Origin of the sequence: Streptomyces sp. NPDC050433, assembly GCF_044458565.1 — a bacterium.
Lineage (GTDB): Bacteria > Actinomycetota > Actinomycetes > Streptomycetales > Streptomycetaceae > Streptomyces.
Map to the genome: position 1 here is coordinate 58,462 of NZ_JBITIB010000028.1, position 20,989 is coordinate 79,450.

19 protein-coding genes are annotated in these 20,989 nt (G+C 69.4%); all 19 read right to left on the reverse strand.

The window, feature by feature from the left end; translation table 11 throughout:
- Positions 1-93: 93 nt before the first annotated feature.
- A complete protein-coding gene (locus ACIBLA_RS29035; RefSeq protein ID WP_399200361.1) occupies positions 94-909 on the reverse strand; it encodes a F0F1 ATP synthase subunit delta in 816 nt (271 codons plus the stop codon).
- Positions 910-911: 2 nt separating this feature from the next.
- Entirely contained in the window at positions 912-1,466 is a 555-nt protein-coding gene (locus ACIBLA_RS29040; RefSeq protein WP_363241294.1) for a F0F1 ATP synthase subunit B, read from the reverse strand.
- Between the two features lie 41 nt (positions 1,467-1,507).
- On the reverse strand, positions 1,508-1,762 hold the full coding sequence (gene atpE / locus ACIBLA_RS29045; protein WP_078075070.1) for an ATP synthase F0 subunit C: 255 nt from the start codon (positions 1,760-1,762) through the stop codon (positions 1,508-1,510).
- Between the two features lie 93 nt (positions 1,763-1,855).
- On the reverse strand, positions 1,856-2,668 hold the full coding sequence (gene atpB, locus ACIBLA_RS29050; RefSeq protein ID WP_363241293.1) for a F0F1 ATP synthase subunit A: 813 nt from the start codon (positions 2,666-2,668) through the stop codon (positions 1,856-1,858).
- Between the two features lie 225 nt (positions 2,669-2,893).
- On the reverse strand, positions 2,894-3,331 hold the full coding sequence (locus ACIBLA_RS29055; RefSeq protein ID WP_399200337.1) for a hypothetical protein: 438 nt from the start codon (positions 3,329-3,331) through the stop codon (positions 2,894-2,896).
- A 265-nt stretch (positions 3,332-3,596) separates the two neighbouring features.
- Positions 3,597-5,000: an MraY family glycosyltransferase gene (locus tag ACIBLA_RS29060; RefSeq protein WP_363241291.1), complete on the reverse strand. Its 1,404-nt coding sequence runs from the start codon at positions 4,998-5,000 to the stop codon at positions 3,597-3,599.
- A 198-nt stretch (positions 5,001-5,198) separates the two neighbouring features.
- Complete coding sequence (locus ACIBLA_RS29065) at positions 5,199-5,840, reverse strand: protein-tyrosine-phosphatase (RefSeq protein ID WP_329381540.1); 642 nt, start codon at positions 5,838-5,840, stop codon at positions 5,199-5,201.
- Positions 5,837-6,484 (reverse strand): L-threonylcarbamoyladenylate synthase, encoded by a 648-nt coding sequence (locus ACIBLA_RS29070; protein ID WP_363241290.1) that lies wholly within the window; start codon positions 6,482-6,484, stop codon positions 5,837-5,839. The genes ACIBLA_RS29065 and ACIBLA_RS29070 overlap by 4 nt, the downstream gene beginning before the upstream one ends.
- A 181-nt stretch (positions 6,485-6,665) precedes the next feature.
- Positions 6,666-7,505, reverse strand: a complete 840-nt coding sequence (gene prmC, locus ACIBLA_RS29075; RefSeq protein WP_363241354.1) for a peptide chain release factor N(5)-glutamine methyltransferase — start codon at positions 7,503-7,505, stop codon at positions 6,666-6,668.
- 152 nt (positions 7,506-7,657) lie between these two features.
- Positions 7,658-8,749 carry a peptide chain release factor 1 gene (prfA, locus tag ACIBLA_RS29080; RefSeq protein ID WP_363241289.1) on the reverse strand — a complete coding sequence of 364 codons (1,092 nt, stop codon included), beginning with the start codon at positions 8,747-8,749 and terminating at the stop codon, positions 7,658-7,660.
- 101 nt (positions 8,750-8,850) lie between these two features.
- Positions 8,851-9,078, reverse strand: coding sequence for a 50S ribosomal protein L31 (gene rpmE / locus ACIBLA_RS29085; RefSeq protein WP_023538649.1), 228 nt, complete (start codon positions 9,076-9,078; stop codon positions 8,851-8,853).
- Between the two features lie 169 nt (positions 9,079-9,247).
- A complete protein-coding gene (locus ACIBLA_RS29090) occupies positions 9,248-10,351 on the reverse strand; it encodes an LCP family protein (RefSeq protein ID WP_399200338.1) in 1,104 nt (367 codons plus the stop codon).
- A gap of 133 nt (positions 10,352-10,484) precedes the next feature.
- The gene (locus ACIBLA_RS29095; RefSeq protein ID WP_399200339.1) at positions 10,485-12,170 is read right to left on the reverse strand and encodes a trypsin-like serine protease; all 1,686 of its coding nucleotides are present in this window, start codon (positions 12,168-12,170) and stop codon (positions 10,485-10,487) included.
- Between the two features lie 173 nt (positions 12,171-12,343).
- A complete protein-coding gene (gene rho, locus ACIBLA_RS29100; protein WP_399200340.1) occupies positions 12,344-14,404 on the reverse strand; it encodes a transcription termination factor Rho in 2,061 nt (686 codons plus the stop codon).
- Positions 14,405-14,796: 392 nt separating this feature from the next.
- Positions 14,797-15,717, reverse strand: coding sequence for a homoserine kinase (gene thrB / locus ACIBLA_RS29105; RefSeq protein ID WP_363241285.1), 921 nt, complete (start codon positions 15,715-15,717; stop codon positions 14,797-14,799).
- Between the two features lie 313 nt (positions 15,718-16,030).
- Positions 16,031-17,101: a threonine synthase gene (thrC, locus tag ACIBLA_RS29110; protein ID WP_399200341.1), complete on the reverse strand. Its 1,071-nt coding sequence runs from the start codon at positions 17,099-17,101 to the stop codon at positions 16,031-16,033.
- Positions 17,102-17,108: 7 nt separating this feature from the next.
- A complete protein-coding gene (locus ACIBLA_RS29115; protein WP_399200342.1) occupies positions 17,109-18,419 on the reverse strand; it encodes a homoserine dehydrogenase in 1,311 nt (436 codons plus the stop codon).
- Positions 18,420-18,514: 95 nt separating this feature from the next.
- Complete coding sequence (gene lysA, locus ACIBLA_RS29120) at positions 18,515-19,906, reverse strand: diaminopimelate decarboxylase (RefSeq protein ID WP_399200343.1); 1,392 nt, start codon at positions 19,904-19,906, stop codon at positions 18,515-18,517.
- 52 nt (positions 19,907-19,958) lie between these two features.
- Entirely contained in the window at positions 19,959-20,972 is a 1,014-nt protein-coding gene (nrtL, locus tag ACIBLA_RS29125) for an ArgS-related anticodon-binding protein NrtL (protein ID WP_399200344.1), read from the reverse strand.
- Between the last annotated feature and the right edge of the window lie 17 nt (positions 20,973-20,989).

Genomic DNA, 20,989 nt, shown 5'->3' on the forward strand with positions numbered 1-20,989 from the left:
TCTGCAATTTCTGCACGGCCCAACCGGGCCGCAGTTCTTGATCTCTGGATATGTGTGTCGGTAATCCGGCTGTCACGTAACGGTGAGCGGCCTTCAGCCGGCCAGCCGCCGTGCCGCCTCGTCGAGGCGTTCCGCGACCGTGCCGTTGACGACCTCGTCGCCGACACGGACCGAGACTCCGCCGAGGACCTCGGGGTCCACGTCGAGGTTCAGATGCATCGGGTGGCCGTACAGCCTGGCCAGGGCCGCGCCGAGGCGCTGCTTCTGGCCTTCGGTGAGGGGTACCGCCGACGTGACGACGGCCACCATCCGGTCCCGGCGCGCCGCGGCGAGCCGGGACAGGGTCTGAAGACCCGCTTCCAGGCTACGTCCACGGGGCTGGGTGACGAGACGGACGACCAGACGCTCGGTGCTCGGGTTGGCCCGGCCGCCCAGCAGGCTGGTCAGCAGCCCGGTCTTGGCCGACACCGTCGCCGCCCGGTCGGTCAGCGCGGCACGCAGCTCGGTGCTGGACTCGACGATCCGGCCGAACCGGAACAGCTCGTCCTCCACGTCGTCGAGGCCACCGGCCCGCTGCGCGGCGGTGAGCTCGGCGAGGGCCGCCAGCTCCTCCACCGCGTCGACCAGGTCACGCGGCTGCGACCAGCGGGACCGGACCATGCCGGTGATCAGGTCGGCGGCCTCGCCGCCCACCTGCCCGCCCAACAGTCCGCCGGCCAGCTCGGCCTTGGACTCGCCGGCCCGCGCCGGGTCGGTCAGGACCCGGCGCAGCGACACCTCGCGGTGGAGCAGCGCGGTGACGGCGGTCAGCTCCTCCGCGAGCTTCGCCGCGTCGACCGAGGTGTTGTCGGTCAGCGCGTCGAGACGCTCACGTGCGGCGGCCAGCGCCGCGCGGCTCGCGCCGTTCATGCTCATCGGGCCGCCTCAGCCTTCGACGCGCCGTCCTCGAGCTCGTCGAGGAAGCGGTCGATGGTGCGGCTCTGCCGGGCGCTGTCCTCAAGGGACTCACCCACGAGCTTGCCGGCGAGATCGGTCGCGAGCTTGCCGACGTCCTGGCGGAGCGCCGAGGCCGCGGCCTTGCGGTCGGCCTCGATCTGGGCGTGACCGGCCGCGACGATCTCCTCGCGCTGCCGCTGCCCTTCCGCCTTCATCTCCTGGATGATGGTGGCGCCCTGCTCGGTCGCCTCCTGACGGAGACGAGCCGCCTCGTGACGCGCTTCGGCGAGCTGGGCCTTGTACTGCTCCAGGACGCTCTGCGCTTCGGTCTTGGCCTCTTCCGCCTTCTCGATGCCACCTTCGATGGCCTCACGTCGCTCTTCCAGAACCTTGTTGATGTTCGGGAGGAGCTTCTTGGCGAGGAAGCCGAAGACGATGGCGAAGGCGATCAGGCCGATGATGAGCTCGTCAGGAAGCGGGACGAGCGGATTCTGAGGCTCCGCCGCTGCCGCAACGTAGAGAGCGTTCACATCAATGCCTTCCGTGAAAGGGGTAGGGCTGTCGGTCCGGCTTACTGGTAGACGAAGCCCATGACGATGCCGATGAGGGCGAGCGCCTCACAGAAGGCGAAACCCATGATCTGGTTGGTGCGGATCAGGCCGGCCGCCTCGGGCTGACGGGCGAGGGCCTGGGTGCCGTTACCGAAGATGATGCCGACGCCGACGCCGGGGCCGATCGCGGCGAGGCCGTAACCGATCGAGGCCACGTTGCCGACGACCGTGGTCTTGGCAGAGGCGAGGTTGACCAATTCGAGAGCAGCGGACATGCCGTTACTTCCTTCTCTTTCACGGACCCGGTGGGGGTTGGCCACCGGACGTTTGTTGGTTCTGGTGTTGGTTCTGGAATTACGGGGCTGGGCTCAGTGGCTCTTGGCGAGCGCGCCCTGGATGTAGCTGCAGGCCAGGAGCACGAAGACGTACGCCTGGACGGCCTGGATGAAGAGTTCGAAGACGGTCATGATCAGCACCATCGCGAACGAGGCACCGGCGTAGACGAAGCCCAGTCCGTTCAGCAGGTAGTACGTGGCCAGCGTGAACATGACGATGAGCAGGTGACCGGCGAACATGTTCGCGAACAGTCGGACCGCGTGGGTGAAGGGCCGGATCAGCAGGTTCGAGAAGAACTCGATCACCACGACGAGCGGCAGGACCCAGCCGAGCGACTTGTCGTAGCCGGTGATGTTCTTCCAACCACCGCTCCATCCGTGGGTCTTGAAGGTCAGGCTGACCCAGAGGATGTAGACGATGATCGCCATCGCCGCCGGGAACGCGATCAGCGAGGTGACCGGGAACTGGGCGAGCGGAATGATCGACCAGAGATTCATCAGCCAGACGAAGAAGAAGATGGACACCATCAACGGGACGTACTTCTCACCGTCCTTCTTGCCGATGATCTCGTAGACGATCCCGCGGCGGACGAAGTCGTAACCGGCCTCGCCGATCATCTGGACCTTGCCCGGCACCATCTTCGGCTTGTTGAACGCCGCCCAGAAGAATCCGACAACCACGATGGAGCTCAGCAGAGCCAGCAGCATCGGCTTGTTGAATTCGTATCCGCCCACCTCGAAAATGGGCTTGTACATGAACGTATGGAGGCCCGGAGCCGGGAACCCGCAGCCGGAAAAGATGTGGCAGCTCGCGTCGAAGGCGAGGGTCTGGGGATCAGCACTCACCGCGGGCTCCTTCAGCGTGGCGCATAGGTACGGCAACCTCGTTGTGTCGGCGCGGCGCGAAGCCGCGGTTCGGCACTGGACTGGTGTGACAGATATGGGGGCGGCTCTCAGGCATGGAGCCTCGCGATGGAACAGGCGTCAGCTCGGATGCCCGCGCCCGCAATGCCGCAGTTGGAACCGGACGATAGCAGGATGCCGAACAGGCACTTATCCCGCCCCTACCCTTCACGCCGAGGACCCCGTCTTCTCGGCCTTCGTGGCCGTGGAGGACTCGGGTTCGACGTAGAGGATCTTGGCCTTCATGTACGCGCGGGCCTGTGCGGCGATCCAGACGAGGGTCGCCGCGAGGAGCGTGAAGCCGAAGGCCTTGGGGTTGAACAGCGTGGTGTCCTTGAAGACCGCCAGGAAGACGAGCAGCAGCAGCAACTGGGCGGTGTAGAGCATCAGCCCCATCGCCTGGAAGAGATGCGGGAGCGACTTCGCGGTGCGCTGGAGGACGGTGAGACCGACACCCATGAAGAGAATGACCACCACCACACCGACAGCGGCTCCCAGAGCGCCCTTGCCACCACTGACCACACCACTGATCACCGCGGCGACGACGCCGGCGGCGGCGGTGGGTACGGCGGAATTGAGCAGGATCCGGACGTCGTTGGTCGGCATGGCGGCAGCTCCGCTTGCTGGGTGGGGCAGATGGTGTCGTCATGGACGAGCGTAGGCCCGGTCCGAGAGTTGGATTCTCGGGCCAACGGACCGTCGCACTACGGTCCTTCGGCTCTGGCGCCGGGTCTCGTGAACGGTATCACAAACTATTTGATGAGGTCTTTACCATGAACGTGTGCTTACCGTCACACATGAGGACCAATTCACGCGTCCGAGTCTGACACCGGCACGTCTTGTCTGGTAATGGGGCCCCTTGAGGCAATTCTCAGTACGCGGAATCCGCTTTGCGTCGGTCGGGAAAACGAGATCGCGGTCCGATCGCGGTCGCCCCGTTGACGCCCGCCGGCACCGGGGCCAGTTCGTCGGCCGCCACGTCCCCGGCCGGGCGGGAATCGTGAGGCACCTGTGATCCGGTGCCCGGCCGGCTCTCCCGCGGCTCCGCCGCCTCCTGGGCGGCTTGTGCCAACTCCCCCTGGACCGCCCGTCCGCGGCGCCGGTAGCGGGGCGGCACGACGGCCTCGGCCCAGCGCGGGGCACGCGGTGTGAAGCGCGGCAGCAGCAGGAGCAGCAGCCCGAGCGCGCTCAGTGCGACGACCGCGAGAACGATCCACATCGTGGACATCGTGGACGAGGAGTGGACCGAGTACAGCACCACGCCGAAGGCGATCAGCGCCGACCAGAAGTACATGATCAGTACGGCCCTGCTGTGCGAGTGCCCGATCTCCAGCAGCCGGTGGTGGAGATGACCGCGGTCGGCGGCGAACGGCGACTGGCCGTTCCAGGTGCGGCGCACGATCGCGAGCACGAGGTCGGCCACCGGGATCGCGATGATCGTCAGCGGCAGCAACAGCGGGATGAAGACCGGCAGCGCGGCGTGCGTCGCCTCACGGGTCGAGCCGTCCGCGTAGATCTTCAGGGCGTCCGGATCGACCTGCCCCGTCACGGAGATGGCGCCCGTCGCGAGGACCAGACCGATCAGCATCGAGCCCGAGTCACCCATGAAGATCCGGGCCGGATGCATGTTGTGCGGCAGGAAGCCGATGCCCATGCCCATGAGGATCGCGGCGAACAGGGTGGCCGGGGCGGCGGCCTCGATGCCGTACCCGTACCAGATGCGGTAGGCGTAGAGGAAGAACGCCGCCGCCGCGATGCAGACCATGCCGGAGGCGAGACCGTCGAGCCCGTCGACGAAGTTGACCGCGTTGATCGTGATCACGACGAGGGCGACCGTGAGGAGCGTGCCCTGCCACGAGGTCAGCGCGACGGTGCCGACACCGGGCACCGGGATCCACAGGATCGTCAGCCCCTGCATCACCATCACACCGGCGGCGATCATCTGGCCGCCCAGCTTGATCAGGGCGTCGATCTCGAACTTGTCGTCCAGGACACCGATCAGCCAGATCAGCGCGGCACCGGAGAGCAGCGCGCGGGGCTCGTTCGACTGCTCGAAGACCCCGCTGAGATTCTGCAGGTTGCTGGCGACCAGAAGTCCGGCGCACAGGCCGAAGAACATGGCGATACCGCCGAGACGCGGTGTCGGTTCGCGGTGGACGTCGCGGGCGCGGATCGCGGGCATCGCGCCGATCGCGATGGCGAACTTCCGCACCGGACCGGTCAGCAGATAAGTCACCGCGGCCGTCACGCAGAGCGTCAGCAGGTAATCACGCACAGGCTGCCCCACAGGAATCGCCGACCGTCTGAGCCACACACACTAGCTCGCGACAGGACGACTGTTGGAACGCGAGTAGCCACATGGTGAAGGACATACACGGCGGCGCGTTGGTTGCACAAATTCGTCCCACCCTGTGTGCCGCCGTTTTTCTCACCGTACGTCGCCGCAGTTCAACGCTGTGCGAGCGACGAAATACTAGTGCGGGGTCGGTACGCCCGTGAGCGCCGTCACCACCGGGTCCAGCGCCTGGTGGATCTCGTCGCCGATGGAGCGGAAGAAGGTGATGGGCGCACCGTACGGGTCGTAGACCTCGTCCGCCTCCGCGTTCGGGGCCAGCAGCCATCCGCGCAGCGCGGCGGCGGCACGCACCAGCGCACGGGCGCGCTCGACCACTCCCTCGTCGAGCGGGTCGGGCAGCGTCGCCGGGTCTATGGCCCGTACGAGACGCGTGAACTCCTTCAGCGTGAAGGTCCGCAGGCCCGCCGAGTGCCCCATCGAGATGACCTGCGCCCGGTGGTCACGCGTCGCCGTGAGCACCAGGTCCGCGCGGATGACGTGCTCGTCCAGCAGCTCCCGCCCGACGAAGCCGGACGGGTCGGCGCCGAAATCCGCCAGGACGGCCTCGGCGTTGGCCTCCATCGAGGCCCCCTCGTGCCCCCAGGTGCCCGCGCTCTCCACGATGAGCCCGCCGGTCAGCCGCTCGCCGAGGCGGTCGCTCAGGGCATGGCGGTTCAGCCGCTCGGTGATGGGCGAGCGGCACACGTTGCCGGTACTGACGTGGAGGATGCGGAAGGTGTCGGGGAGTCCCGCTATGCCACGCCCCTCAGGGGCGGTCAATTGGCCACCTCAAGGTCGGGTACGACCTTGCGCAGCTCGTCGGCGTCGACGGCGCCCGCGCGCAGCAGCAGCGGGACCTTGCCGGTGACGTCCACGATCGAGGACGGCACGATGCCGGGGGTCTTCCCGCCGTCGAGGTAGACCGACACCGCGTCGGCCAGCATCTCCTGCGCCGCGTCGCAGTCCTCCGGCGCCGGGTGTCCGGTCAGGTTGGCGCTGGAGACGGCCATCGGGCCGACCTCGGTCAGCAGTTCGATCGCGACGGGGTGCAGCGGCATCCGGATCGCGACGGTGCCACGGGTGTCACCGAGGTCCCACTGGAGCGACGGCTGGTGCTTGGCGACCAGGGTGAGCGCGCCGGGCCAGAAGGCGTCGACCAGCTCCCAGGCCTGCTCCGAGAAGTCCGTGACCAGGCCGTGCAGGGTGTTCGGGGAGCCGATGAGCACGGGTGTGGGCATGTTGCGGCCCCGGCCCTTGGCGTCGAGGAGATCGGCGACGGCCTCGGAGCTGAACGCGTCGGCGCCGAGCCCGTACACGGTGTCGGTGGGCAGGACGACCAACTCGCCGCGACGGACGGCGGACGCGGCTTCACGCAGACCGGTGATGCGGTCGGTCGCGTCGTTGCAGTCGTATCGCCGTGCCATATCTAACGGTCCCCTCTTGTTGTTTTTAGTGCTCGGTTCGCCTCCGGGGCGCTCTGTGCCCCTGTCGACGGTCGACCGTGCTCGGTCCGCTCGTTCCTCACGGACCTCCGCGCGCTCTCCCTTTCGACAGCGGCGCGCCCCTTCGGCTCACTCGCAGAGAGCCTTGTCCCTGCTCTCGCCCTCACGGCATGGCCTTGCGGGCCGTCGCGAAGCGGGGGCGTTTGTTCAGGTCCGGGTGGTCCGCCGCGTCCGCCCAGCCGGACTCCTCGCTGAAGATCCACGGGACCTGTCCGCCCTGCGTGTCCGCGTGCTCCACGACGACCAGGCCGCCGGGGCGCAGCAGCCGGTGCGCGGTGCGTTCGATGCCCCGGATCGTGTCCAGGCCGTCCTCGCCGGAGAAGAGCGCCATCTCCGGGTCGTGGTCGCGGGCCTCGGGCGCCACGTACTCCCACTCGGTGAGCGGGATGTACGGCGGGTTGGAGATGACCAGGTCGACCTGGCCGTCGAAGTCCGGGAGGGCCGTCAGAGCGTCTCCGCGGTGCACGGTGACCCTGGACCCCTCGGCGTTCCTCCGCGTCCAGGTGAGGGCGTCCTCGGACAGCTCCACGGCGTGCACACGCGAGCGCGGGACCTCCTGTGCCATCGCGAGCGCGATCGCGCCGGATCCCGAGCAGAGATCGACGATCAGCGGCTCGACGACGTCCATCGCGCGGACCGCGTCTATGGCCCAGCCGACGACGGACTCGGTCTCCGGCCGGGGGACGAACACCCCTGGCCCCACCTGGAGTTCCAGGTACCGGAAGAAGACCCGCCCGGTGATGTGCTGGAGCGGTTCACGGGCCTCGCGGCGTGCGACGGTCTCCCAGTAGCGGGCGTCGAACTCCTCGTCCACGACGCTGTGCAGCTCTCCGCGCTTGACGCCGTGCACGAACGCGGCGAGTTCCTCCGCGTCGAACCGCGGCGACGGCACGCCCGCGTCGGCCAGTCGCTGGGTGGCCTGGGCCACCTCGGCGAGCAGCAGACTGCGTGGGGCAGGCCCGCGGCGGAGCCGCTGGGGGTCGCTGGGCCCCCCAGAAGGTGGCTGCACGCTGGTTCCTCCTTCAGACGTGGACGTGGATGTGGACGGGAAGGCAACGTGATCGGTACGGACGTGTCGGTGCTGCGCGGGGCTGCTCAGGCGGCGGCGAGCTTCGCCGCCGAGTCGGCGTCGACGCAGGCCTGGATCACTGCCGCCAGTTCACCGTCGAGCACTTGGTCCAAGTTGTACGCCTTGAAGCCGACGCGGTGGTCCGAGATCCGGTTTTCCGGAAAGTTGTACGTACGGATCTTCTCGGACCGGTCGACGGTACGCACCTGGCTGCGCCGGACGTCGGCCGCGTTCTTCTCCGCCTCCTCCTGTGCCGCGGCGAGCAGCCGCGAGCGCAGGATACGCATGGCCTGCTCCTTGTTCTGGAGCTGACTCTTCTCGTTCTGGCAGGAAGCGACGACGCCGGTGGGCAGATGCGTGATCCGGACGGCGGAGTCCGTCGTGTTGACGGACTGGCCGCCGGGGCCCGACGAGCGGTAGACGTCGATACGCAGGTCGTTGGCGTGGATCTCCACATCGACCTCCTCCGCCTCCGGCGTCACGAGGACACCGGCCGCCGACGTGTGGATCCGGCCCTGTGACTCGGTGGAGGGCACCCGCTGCACGCGGTGCACCCCGCCCTCGTACTTGAGCCGTGCCCAGACGCCCTGTCCCGGCTCGGTGGCCCCGTTGCCGCCCTTGGTCTTCACGGCGACCTGGACGTCCTTGTAGCCGCCCAGCTCGGACTCGGTGGCGTCGATGATCTCGGTCTTCCAGCCGACGCGCTCGGCGTACCGCAGATACATCCGCAGGAGGTCACCGGCGAACAGCGCCGACTCGTCGCCGCCCGCGCCCGCCTTGATCTCCAGGATGACGTCCTTGTCGTCGCTGGGGTCGCGCGGGACGAGCAGCAGGCGGAGCTTCTCGGTCAGCTCATCGCGCTGCTTCTCCAGCACCTTGACCTCGGCGGCGAAGTCGCCGGCCGACGCGTCGGTGGGGTCTGCCGCGAACTCGCGGGCCGTCTCGATGTCGTCCCCGGTCCGCTTCCAGGAGCGGTACGTCCCGATGATCGGGGTCAGTTCGGCGTACCGCTTGTTGAGCTTGCGGGCATGCGCCTGGTCCGCGTGGACCGACGGGTCGGCGAGCTTCTTCTCCAGATCGGCGTGCTCGCCGACCAGTTCCTCGACCGCCTCGAACATTCGGGGGCTCCTGGGTTCGCGTACGTAGGTGCTGCGGGACGGCAAAGCGCCGGTCCCGACGCCCCAGGGCAGGGGCGCCGAGAACCGGCGCAGGTGGCTCGCTACTTGTTGGCGGAGCCGGCGGCAGCCTTGCCGAAGCGGGCCTCGAAGCGGGCCACGCGGCCACCGGTGTCGAGGATCTTCTGCTTGCCCGTGTAGAACGGGTGGCACTCGGAGCAGATCTCGGCACGGACGGAGCCCGATTCGATCGTGCTGCGAGTGGTGAACGACGCACCGCAGGTACAGCTGACCTGGGTCTCGACGTACGTGGGGTGGATGTCGCGCTTCAAGGTGTCTCCTCAGGAACATCCTCGCCAGGCGAGGAAGGCGCCGGGTCGCACGCGCGGATGCTCGTACGTGAACCGGGGCCGACGGACCAGTCTGCCAGGACCAGCCGTATCTCCAAAACCGGGGTGGCCCGGGATCTATTCCCCCGCCGCACCCCCCTGGGGGGTGCCGTCAGCCGCCGCTGACCACGTCGGCGGCGTCCCCTTTGTCGCCCGCGGACTGCTCCGTCGCCGACGCGGGGATCGGCTTGTCGGCGCGGAGCGCGGTCCAGACCTGCTCGGACGCCTTCTCCAGCGGTACGACGCGGTTCGGGTCCAACGGGTCGTACTCGACGGGAAGCGTGATCATGTTGACGTCCTCGGCCCCGAGGCTCTTGAGACCGCCGGCGAAGCTCGCGAGTTCCCTGACCGAGTCCAGCTCGGAGTCGGGGGTGATCGCGCGGGTCGCGGTATCGGCGATGTCGTACAGCTTCTTGGGGCTGCTGAGCAGGCCGATCTCCTTGACCTGGGTGATCAGCGCCTTGATGAAGGCCTGCTGGAGCTGGATCCGGCCCAGGTCGCTGCCGTCGCCGACGCTCTTGCGCGTCCGGACGAGGCCGAGCGCCTGCTCGCCGTCGAGGGTGTGGGTGCCGGGTTCGAGGTTCAGATGACTCTTGGAGTCGTCGATTGCCTCTCTGGTGGTGATCTTCACGCCGCCGAGGTCGTCGACGAGCTGCTTGAACCCGGTGAAGTCGACCTCGATGTAGTGGTCCATGCGGATGCCGGACATCTTCTCGACGGTCTTCACCGCGCAGGCCGGGCCGCCGACCTCGTACGCCGTGTTGAACATGACCCGCTGCGCGCCGGCGGCGGTGGCGCCGTCGGCGTCCTCGCAGTCGGGGCGTTCGACGATCGTGTCGCGCGGTACGGAGACGACACTCGCGCTCTTGTGACCCTCGTTGACGTGCACGATCATCGCGGTGTCCGAACGGGCTCCGCCCTGGTCGGCGCCGTACGAGGAGTTGGAGCCGGAGCGTGAGTCGGAGCCGAGGACGAGGATGTCCATCGAGCCGTTGTCGACGTTCACGGGGCGGTCGGTGCCGAGTCTGGCGTTGATGTCGACGCCCTGGATGTTGCCGTTGAGGGTGAAGTACGCGTATCCGAGACCGAGTCCGCCGACGAGGACCAGGGCGGCGGCCGACCACGCGACCACGGTCATGGCGCGGCGGCGCGCGCCGGGCTTCTTACGGCGCGACCCGGTCGCGCGTATTCGGCCGCCCCTGCTCTGATCGGACATCTGCTCCTCAGCTCTCGTCGGCAAGCTGGCAGAGTCGCACAACAAGCTGTGGCCCCCGCCGGGGCGGGGGCCACAGTGACGTACGGGTGAGTGAACCGTTCAGCAGGTCCTCAGCCGGTCCTCACCTGGGGGTTCATGCGATCGTGTAGTAGCTGTTCCAGCCGGTGCCGAGGCTCACGGGTGTGGCGAAGATCTCGGACGTGGCCTTGCCCGTGCCCTTGAGAAGGGACAGGGTCCCCCCGTTCGTACGGGCGAGGACGTCGGCCTTGCCGTCGCCGTTCACATCGCCGGGGGTGACGATGAGGTTGTACGCCGACCAGTCGCTGCGGACCAGGGTGGGCGTCTCGAACGGGGCGGTGGACTTGCCGGTGCCCTTCACGAGGTAGAGCGCGTTCGTGCCACCTCGGCGGACCAGCAGGTCGGCCTTGCCGTCGTTGGTGAAGTCGCCGTGGCCGCGGACCTGGTTGTAGGCCTGGTAGCCGGTGCCGACCTTGACCGCGGTGTTGAACTTGCCGTTGCCGTAGCTCGGGTACACCATCAGGCTGCCGTCGGAGGTCACGGAGACGATGTCTCCCTTGCCGTCACCGTTCACGTCGCCGGGAGCGACGATCGCGCGGACCGTCTTCCAGTTGGAGAACAGCTTGGTCTTCACATAGGTCGAGCTGCTCACGGAGCGGTGCAGCCAGTACACGTCGCCGGTCGATCCCTGGCGGGCGACGAGGTCCTCGTAACCGTCCCTGTTGAGGTCGGTCTGCACGATGTAGTTGTAGCTGCTGTACGACCCGGCGAACGCCTTGCGGGTGACCTTCTCACCGCTCGACGTGAAGGTGTAGCCGGTGCTGCCCGTGGTGCGGGCGAACGGGTCCGCCCGGTGGTCACGGCTGAAGTTGGTGTCGTCGATACGCGGCTGGAGGGCCGGCATGTACGTCGAGACCTTGGTGTACACGTCGTACAGGCCGTTGAGGTTGCACAGCTCGGACGGGGTGGCCACACCCCACGAGGTGACGCCGACGATCCGGCCGCTCACCATCATCGGGCTGCCGGAGTCACCCGGGCAGGTCGCCTTGCCCGTGCTGTTGTCGCCCGTGCCTCCGACGCCCGCGCAGATCATGTGACCCGCCTTGTAGGCACCGGGCATGCCGAGCGCGGTGTCCAGGTTCTCGGTGCACTCGGCGTCCGAGCGCAGCGGCTGCGTCACCCGCTGGAGGGTGTCGGAGAGCGTGTCGAAGTCCGGGTCCGAGCCGGTCATGCCCCAGCCGTAGGTGGTGGCGGTGGTACCCGCCGCGTACCTGGCGGTGTCACCGTACGAGGCGGGCTGGGCCGGGGTGCCCGTCAGGGGCTTGGCGAGCGTCAGCAGCGCGATGTCGTTGTCGATCTCGGCCGCGTTGTACGACCCCGCGAAGTACGAGCGGCTGATGCCGACCGCGGTGCCCTCGTCGTTCGGACCGCCGGCGAGCTTGGCCGTGTTGGCCAGGATCATGCCGCGGCCGACCATGTCGAGCGCTTTGCCGTTCTCGTCGGTGACGCAGTGCGCCGCCGTAAGAACCTTGTTGGGCGCGACGAGCGTTCCGCCGCAGGTGAAGTAGAAGTATCCGTCGTTGTCGAACTCGAAAAGCAGCTGCACCATCCAGGGGGCGCTGCTGATCGACGTGTTCGTTCCGCCGATGATTCGCGGCGAGACCTCTTTGGAGCTGACGACCTTGGAGTCCTTGGGCGGCAGGAACTTCTCGACTCCGCCGTCGTCGGCCTGGGCGGTGGCGACCAGTCCGCCGGCGAGGACGGCAAGTGCCGCCGTACCAGCGGCTATCAGTCTTCGCATTTTCGAGACAGGTCTGCCATGACGCGACACACGCACGCAAATCTCCCACTGATCAAGGGAATTGGTTTGGCGCCGTGTGGGGGGATGGAACGGCTCATCGAACATTACAGCAGAAATCCGCCCCGTCACCGGAGTAACGGGGCGGATCCATACGGAAGTTGAGCAAACAGACGTCAGTCGTTGCCGTTTCCGGGGGACGGAGTCGTCTTCTGGATCTGAAGCAGGAACTCCGCGTTGGACTTCGTCTTCTTCATCTTGTCCAGGAGCAGTTCGATCGCCTGCTGCTGGTCGAGCGCGTGCAGCACCCGGCGCAGCTTCCAGACGACGGCCAGCTCGTCGCTGCCGAGCAGGATCTCTTCCTTACGGGTGGAGGACGCGTCGACGTCCACCGCCGGGAAGATGCGCTTGTCCGAGAGCTTCCGGTCGAGCTTCAGCTCCATGTTGCCGGTGCCCTTGAACTCCTCGAAGATCACCTCGTCCATGCGCGAGCCGGTCTCGACGAGCGCGGTGGCCAGGATGGTCAGCGAGCCGCCGTCCTCGATGTTGCGCGCCGCGCCGAAGAAGCGCTTCGGCGGGTAGAGCGCGGTCGAGTCGACACCACCGGACAGGATGCGTCCGGAGGCCGGTGCCGCGAGGTTGTAGGCGCGGCCCAGACGGGTGATGGAGTCCAGCAGGACGACCACGTCGTGACCCAGCTCCACGAGGCGCTTGGCGCGCTCGATGGCCAGCTCGGCGACGGTGGTGTGGTCCTCGGCGGGGCGGTCGAAGGTTGAGGAGATGACCTCGCCCTTCACCGACCGCTGCATGTCGGTGACCTCTTCCGGACGCTCGTCGACGAGGACGACCATCAGGTGGCACTCGGGGCTGTTGACCGTGATCGCGTTGGCGATGGCCTGGAGGATCATGGTCTTGCCGGTCTTCGGCGGGGCCACGATCAGACCGCGCTGGCCCTTGCCGATCGGTGCGACGAGGTCGATGATCCGCGTCGTCAGCACACCGGGATCGGTCTCCAGCCGGAGCCGGTCCTGCGGGTAGAGCGGGGTGAGCTTCTGGAACTCCGGCCGCCCGCGGCCCGATTCGGCCGCCATGCCGTTCGCCGAGTCCAGGCGCACCAGCGCGTTGAACTTCTCGCGGCGCTCGCCGTCCTTGGGCTGGCGCACCGCGCCGGTGACGTGGTCACCCTTGCGCAGGCCGTTCTTGCGGACCTGGGCGAGCGACACGTACACGTCGTTGGGGCCCGGCAGATAGCCGGAGGTCCGGATGAAGGCGTAGTTGTCGAGGATGTCGAGGATGCCCGCGACGGGGATCAGCACGTCGTCGTCGGCGACCTGCGGCTCGCCGCCGCCACCGAACTCCTCGCGGCCACGACGGCCACGGCGGTCGCGGTACCGGCCACGCCTGCCGCGCCGGCCGCCCGCCTCGTCGTCGAAGTCGTCCTGCGGCCCGTTGCCCTGGTTCTGACCGCCCTGGCGCTGCTGGCGCTGGCCGCCGGTCTGCTGGCCGCCACCGCCCTGCTGGTCGTCGCCCTTGCCGCGGCGGTCACGCTGGCGGCCCTGCCGGTCGCCGCGCTCCCCGCGCTCGCCCCGCTGGCCGCGCTCCTGGCGGTCGCCCCGGCGTCCGTCGGCGTCGGCGCGGTCGGACGCGGAGACGGCGGCCTCGGCCTTGGTGTCGGGCCGCTCCTCCACCACGGTGTCGGTGCCCGACTCGCGGCTCTCGGTCCTGGTGTCCGGGCTGCCCGCCTGCGCGGTGGCCCTGCGCCGGCGACGCTCGCCCACGGGCTGGTCGTCACTGGCCGGCTGACCCGGAATGTCGATCTGGGAGTCGGCCTTGTCGGCCTTCTCCGCCTTCGCCGGAGCCTGGTCGGCGGACTTCTCCGCCGCCTTGTCGGCGGGGGCGTCGGCGGCCGGCGCGGCGTCCGTACGGGCCTTGGAGGTGGCGCGCCGCTTGGGCTTGGCCTCGGCGTCGCCGCCGGCCGTCCCGTCGCTCTTCGGCGCGGACGAACCGCCCTGCGCCTCCTTGATGACCTCGATCAACTGGCTCTTGCGCATCCGCGCGGTGCCCCTGATGCCGAGGCCGGACGCGACCTGCTGCAGCTCGGCCAGGACCATGCCGTCGAGGCCGGTGCCGGAGCGGCGGCGCCGTGCGGTGGTGCCAGTGGCAGCACCTTCGGCGGGCGCGGTGGTGTCGACGCTGTTGTCGGCGCTCACGCCCATCAGATCGGTGGTGTCGCTCACGAAGGGTCCTTCCCTGGAGCGGACGTCGGCCTTCTGGCTCGGCGACCGGTTGTGCTGTCCGACCGCGGGTTGTGATCGTGTCGATCACCGGCCGAAGTCGGGGCGATGGTCCCGCCGGGTACGGCGGAAGACGTGCGTACGTGCAATGGGTCCGGCCCGAGGTCCCCCTGCTCGGCCCACTCCTGGACATAGCGAGGGGTGTCGTGCCGGTTCCGGGGCGTGCTCAAGACTGCTCAGGCAGGCTGCTCAGGCAGTCGGGGAGGCTCCCGGAAGAATGGTGGTCCCGAATCGGGACGCGAAGCACCGAGCCACAAAGACTTCGGGTGCAGACTTGAGGTTAACACTACCGGCTCCAACAAACATTCCCCCTCTCACTCACCGGCAATCCACCGTCACTGAGAACCGAGCGGCAGAACGCTCGCGCCCGTGCCGTCGAGGCCGAGCCTGTTCGCCGCCCAGCCCTCGCCGGCCAGCCGTGCGACCTTGTCGGCCGCACTGTCCTCGGTCAGCGCCAGGACCGTGGGGCCCGCGCCGGAGATGACCGCGGGCACGCCGTCGGCCCGCAGTCGGTTGACCAGTTCCACACTCTGCGGCATCGCCGGAGCGCGGTATTCCTGGTGGAGCCGGTCCTCGGTGGCGGCGAGCAGCAGCTCGGGACGCCTGGTCAGAGCCTCGACGAGCAGGGCCGCCCGGCCCGCGTTGAAGCTCGCGTCCACATGGGGGACGGCGCGCGGGAGCAGCCCGCGGGCGGTCTCGGTCAGGACGGGCCGGTCGGGCACGAACACCACGGGGACCACGGAATCGGCGGCTTCCATGCGGATGGCGCGCGCCGCTCCCCCGTCGGTCCAGGCGAGGGTGAATCCGCCGAGCAGACAGGCCGCCACATTGTCCGGATGGCCCTCGATCTCGGTGGCCAGCTCCAGCAGCGCCGTCTCGTCGAGCCTGGCGTCGCCGCCTATCGTCACCGCGCGCGCGGCGACGATCCCGGCGCAGATGGCGGCGGACGAGGACCCGAGGCCGCGGCCGTGCGGGATGCGGTTGGCGCAGACGACCTCAAGGCCGCGCGGCTGGCCGCCGAGCAGGTCGAACGCGGTGCGCAGGGACCGTACGAGGAGGTGGTTCTCGTCGCGGGGCAGCGTCTCGGCGCCCTCGCCGGCGATGTCGACGTGCAGCCCGGAGTCGGCGACGCGCACCACCACGTCGTCGTAGAGCCCCAACGACAGGCCGAGGGCGTCGAATCCCGGCCCGAGGTTGGCGCTGGTGGCGGGGACGCGCACCCGTACGGCGGCGGCGCGGAAAGCTGGACCGGCCATCGCTTAGACGACTCTCCTTGTGTGACTGCGAGGAAGGCTGAACGGAGACGAGGCTGCGAGACTGCGGGGTTCGGCGAGGTATGGAAACACCCGACGGCCACGAGGGCAACAACACCGCGGCATATGCGGCGGGGCGGGTCGGGTACAGCCTATCGAAGGAAGGTTCTGTGGCGACATAGGGCGCACAGGAGGCGCACGATGCGTGTCGCGTGCCTTCGTGTGCGCCGATGCAGGATCTTGGTGCGCTCTGTGCGGCTGCCCGTACGGTCCGGATGCGGGCCCGAACCACCCGGACGCGGGCCCGTACCGCGGGTTACGTGAGTCCGAGCCGCTCGGCGGCGGTGACCGCGTCCACCGGCACCGTCACCGGCTGGGGCGCTCCCGCGACCGCCCAGTCCGGGTCCTTGAGCCCGTTGCCGGTCACGGTGCAGACGATCCGCTGCCCGGGATCGACCTTGCCCTCCTCGGCCGCCTTGAGCAGACCGGCCACGGACGCGGCCGACGCCGGCTCGACGAAGACACCCTCCTGGGCGGCCAACAGCCGGTAGGCGCGCAGGATCTGTCGGTCCGTCACCTCGTCGATGAAACCGCCCGACTCGTCCCTGGCGGCGAGCGCCTGCTGCCAGGACGCCGGGTTCCCGATCCGGATCGCGGTGGCCACGGTGTGCGGGTCCTTGACGACCTCGCCGCGTACGATCGGCGCCGAACCCGACGCCTGGAAGCCCCACATGCGCGGCGTACGGGTCGCGGGGCCGTCGGCCGCGTACTCGGTGTAACCCTTCCAGTACGCCGTGATGTTTCCGGCGTTGCCGACGGGCAGCACATGGATGTCGGGGGCGTCGCCGAGCGCGTCCACGATCTCGAAGGCCGCGGTCTTCTGGCCTTCGATACGGGACGGATTCACCGAATTGACCAGCGCCACCGGGTAGTTGTCGGACAGTCCGCGCGCCAGCGTCAGACAGTCGTCGAAGTTCCCGTCGACCTGGAGGATCTTCGCGCCGTGCACCAGCGCCTGGCCCATCTTGCCCAGCGCGATCTTGCCCTGCGGTACCAGGACAGCGCAGACCATGCCGGCCCGTACCGCGTACGCGGCGGCCGACGCCGAGGTGTTGCCGGTGGAGGCGCAGATGACCGCCTGCGCGCCCGCCTCCTTGGCGTGCGTGATGGCCAGCGTCATGCCGCGGTCCTTGAACGACCCGGTCGGGTTGGCGCCCTCGACCTTCAGGTGCACCTCGCAGCCCGTCAGCTCGGAGAGGACCTGGGCGGGGACGAGCGGCGTACCGCCCTCGCGGAGCGTGACCACCGCCGTCTTGTCCGTGACCGGCAGCCGGTCCCGGTACTCCTCGATGATGCCGCGCCACTGGTGGGTGCCGATGCTCGTCATGGGTCCCTTACTCCCCTTCAACACGCATGATGCTGGCGACACCGCGCACGGTGTCGAGCTTGCGCAGCGCTTCGACGGTCCCGGAGAGGGCGGCGTCGGGCGCGCGGTGGGTGACGACGACGAGTGATGCCTCGCCGCCGAGTCCTTCACTGTCCAGCCTGCCCTGCTGGCGCACGGTGTCGATCGACACGTCGTGCTCGGCGAAGACCGTCGCGACCTGGGCCAGTACACCAGGTTTGTCGGCCACGTCGAGGCTGATGTGGTAGCGGGTCACGACCTCGGCCATCGAACTGACGGGCAGCCGCGTGTACGCGGACTCGCCGGGCCCGGTCGATTCCCCGAGCCGGTTGCGGCACACCGCGACGAGGTCGCCGAGCACGGCGGACGCGGTGGGCGCGCCGCCCGCTCCGGGGCCGTAGAACATCAGCTGGCCGGCCGCCTCGGCCTCCACGAAGACCGCGTTGTAGGCCTCGCGCACGGAGGCGAGCGGGTGGCTGAACGGGATCATCGCGGGGTGGACGCGCGCGGTGACCGATTTCCCGTCGGCGGCGCGCTCGCAGATGGCGAGGAGTTTGACGGTGCAGCCCATGCGCCGCGCGGAGGCGATGTCGGCGGAGGTGACCTCGGTCAGTCCCTCGCGGTGGACGTCGTCCAGGCGTACGCGGGTGTGGAAGGCGATCCCGGCGAGGATCGCGGCCTTCGCGGCGGCGTCGAAGCCCTCGACGTCGGCGGTCGGGTCGGCCTCCGCGTAACCGAGGGCCGTCGCCTCGTCCAGCGCCTCCGAGTAGCCGGCGCCGGAGGAGTCCATCCGGTCGAGGATGAAGTTCGTGGTGCCGTTGACGATGCCGAGCACACGGTTGACCTTGTCGCCCGCGAGGGATTCCCGCAGCGGTCGCAGCAGCGGGATGGCGCCGGCGACGGCGGCCTCGTAGTAGAGGTCCTTGCCGTGCTTCTCGGCCGCCGCGAAGAGCGTCGCGCCGTCCTCGGCGAGCAGCGCCTTGTTGGCCGAGACGACGGACGCGCCGTGCTCGAAGGCGGTCGTGATCAGCGTACGGGCGGGCTCGATGCCGCCGATCACCTCCACGACGACGTCGATGTCGCCGCGTTTGACCAGCGCCGTCGCGTCCGTGGTGATCAGCGCCGGGTCGATGCCCTCGCGGACCTTGGAGGGACGGCGGACGGCGACCCCGGCGAGTTCCAGGGGGGCGCCGATCCGCGCGGCCAGGTCGTCGGCGTGCGTCGCCATCATGCGCGCCACCTCTGAGCCGACGACTCCACAGCCCAGCAGCGCCACCTTCAGCGGACGCGTACGCATCATGCGACCTCGATTCCCTCTCTCAACGATGTGGACCAGTCTCACGCACCGGACGGAAGTTTCTACCCTCCGTCCGTCATACGAGACGTCAATCTCGTCTAGCCGACATCCAGCCGCAGGAGATCTTCCTCCGTCTCACGCCGGACGATCACCCGCGCCCCGCCGTCCTTGACGGCGACGACCGGCGGGCGGAGCGCGTGGTTGTAGTTGCTCGCCATGGAGCGGCAGTACGCGCCGGTGGCGGGGACCGCGATCAGGTCCCCCGGTGCCAGGTCGGCGGGCAGGAACGCGTCGCGTACGACGATGTCGCCGCTCTCGCAGTGCTTGCCGACGACGCGCGACAGCATCGGTTCGGCGTCGGAGCGGCGGGAGACGAGCGCGACGCTGTACTCGGCGTCGTACAGCGCCGTACGGATGTTGTCCGACATGCCGCCGTCGACGCTCACATAGGTCCGCAGCCCCTCCAGGGGCTTGACGGTGCCGACCTCGTACAGCGTGAAGGCGGTCGGGCCGACGATCGCGCGGCCGGGCTCGACGGAGATACGGGGGGTGCGCAGGCCGGCGGACTCGCACTCGCGGGTGACGATCGCGGTCAGGGACTTGGCGATCTCGTGCGGCTCGCGCGGGTCGTCCTCGGGGGTGTACGCGATGCCGAGACCGCCGCCCAGGTCGATCTCCGGGAGTTCGACGCCGTGTTCGTCCCGGACCTCGGCCAGCAGCTGGACGACCCGGCGCGCGGAGACCTCGAAGCCCGCCATGTCGAAGATCTGCGAGCCGATGTGCGAGTGGATGCCGACGAGTTCGATGCCGTCGAGCCGCAGCGCCCGGCGGACGGCCTCCGCGGCCTGGCCGTCGGCCAGCGCGATGCCGAACTTCTGGTCCTCGTGGGCGGTGGCGATGAACTCGTGGGTGTGCGCCTCGACGCCGACCGTCACGCGGATCTGCACGGGCTGGACCCGGCCGAGGCTCTGCGCGATGTGCGCGACGCGCACCATCTCCTGGAACGAGTCGAGGACGATACGTCCGACGCCCGCGGAGACGGCACGCTCGATCTCGTGCACCGACTTGTTGTTGCCGTGCAGCGCGATGCGCTCGGGGGGCATGCCCGCGTCGAGCGCGGTGGCCAGCTCGCCGCCGGAGCAGACGTCGAGGTTGAGGCCTTCCTCCTTGAGCCAGTGGACGACGGCGCGGGACAGGAACGCCTTGCCCGCGTAGAAGACGTCGGCGTCCTTGCCGAAGGCGTCGGTCCAGGCGCGGCAGCGGGCCCGGAAATCGGCCTCGTCCAGGAAGTACGCGGGGGTGCCGAACTCCTCGGCGAGCCGGGTGACCGGCAGTCCGGCGACGGTGGCGACACCGTCCTCGTCCCGGCGGACCGTGCGCGACCAGATCTTCTCGTCCAGCGCGTTGAGGTCGGCGGGCGGCGGGGAGTAGTGGCCCTCGGTGTGCACGTCGGCGTAGCGGGGCCCGGCGGGGTGGGCGGAACGGCTCATCGTCTGGTTGCTCTTTCAGGTGCGTCGGATGCGTCCGACTCGGCGGACGGCATCAGAGGTGTTCGGGCGCGTCGACGCCGAGGAGGGTGAGGCCACCGGCCAGCACCGTCCCGGCGGCTTCGGCGAGTGCGAGCCGGGAACGGTGGGCGGCCGAGGGTTTCTCGTCGCCGACGGGCAGCGGGCGGCAGGTCTCCTGGAAGTGCAGGAACGCCTCCGCGGTGCGTTCGAGATGGCGGGCGACCCGGTCGGGGGCGCGATGGCGGGCGGCGGCGGCGAGTACGCCGGGGTGGTCGCCGATGGTGTCGAGAAGCGCGTGGGCCTGCTGTTCGTACGTCTCGCCGGCGTCCACGGAGATACCGAGGTCGGCGGCGTTGCGGAGCAGGGCGCGGGTACGGGCGTGGGCGTAACGCACCGTGAACAGGGGGTTGCTCTCGTGCTGTACGAGGAGGTCGTCGCCTGTCGCGGGCCGGTCGTGGGCGGCGGGCCGGAGCAGTCCCCAGCGGGCGGCGTCGGGCCCGAGGCGGGCGAAGAGGTCCGCGGCGAGGGCGGCGGGCACCGGGCGCGCGGACAGCCGCTCCGTGGCGTCGTCGCCGGTGCGGGCGGCGGCTGTACGGGCGGCGGCGCCCTGCGCACGCAGCAGCCGCAGGACGGCCTCGGTCAGGGCGGCGGCGCGCGGCTCGTCGGCGGGGGCGAGAACCACGGTGGTGCCGGCGAGGGCGTCCCCGTGCCCGTACCGGATCCCGGCGGCGAGGACGGTGTGTACGAGACCGGCGCGGCCGGCGGGGGCGAGCGTGAAGTTCAGGAAGCCCGGTCCGGTGATGTCGACGCGGGTGAGGTCCGGGGCGGCACGCAGGATCTCGGTGCGCAGGATGTGCGCGACATCGTGCGGGCTGCGCCGGGCGGGGCCCGCGAGCCGTAGCGCCACGGAGGTCGCGTAGTCGCCGCTGCCGCCGGGACCGGGGCGCCCGACCTGGACGCTTTCCGGTACGGGCCCGGCCAGCACACCCTCGTCGACCGCGCGGCGCACGGCGTGCAGCACGGTTCGGGAGAGGTCGGCCGGGGTCACGGGTCAAGCGTATGGGA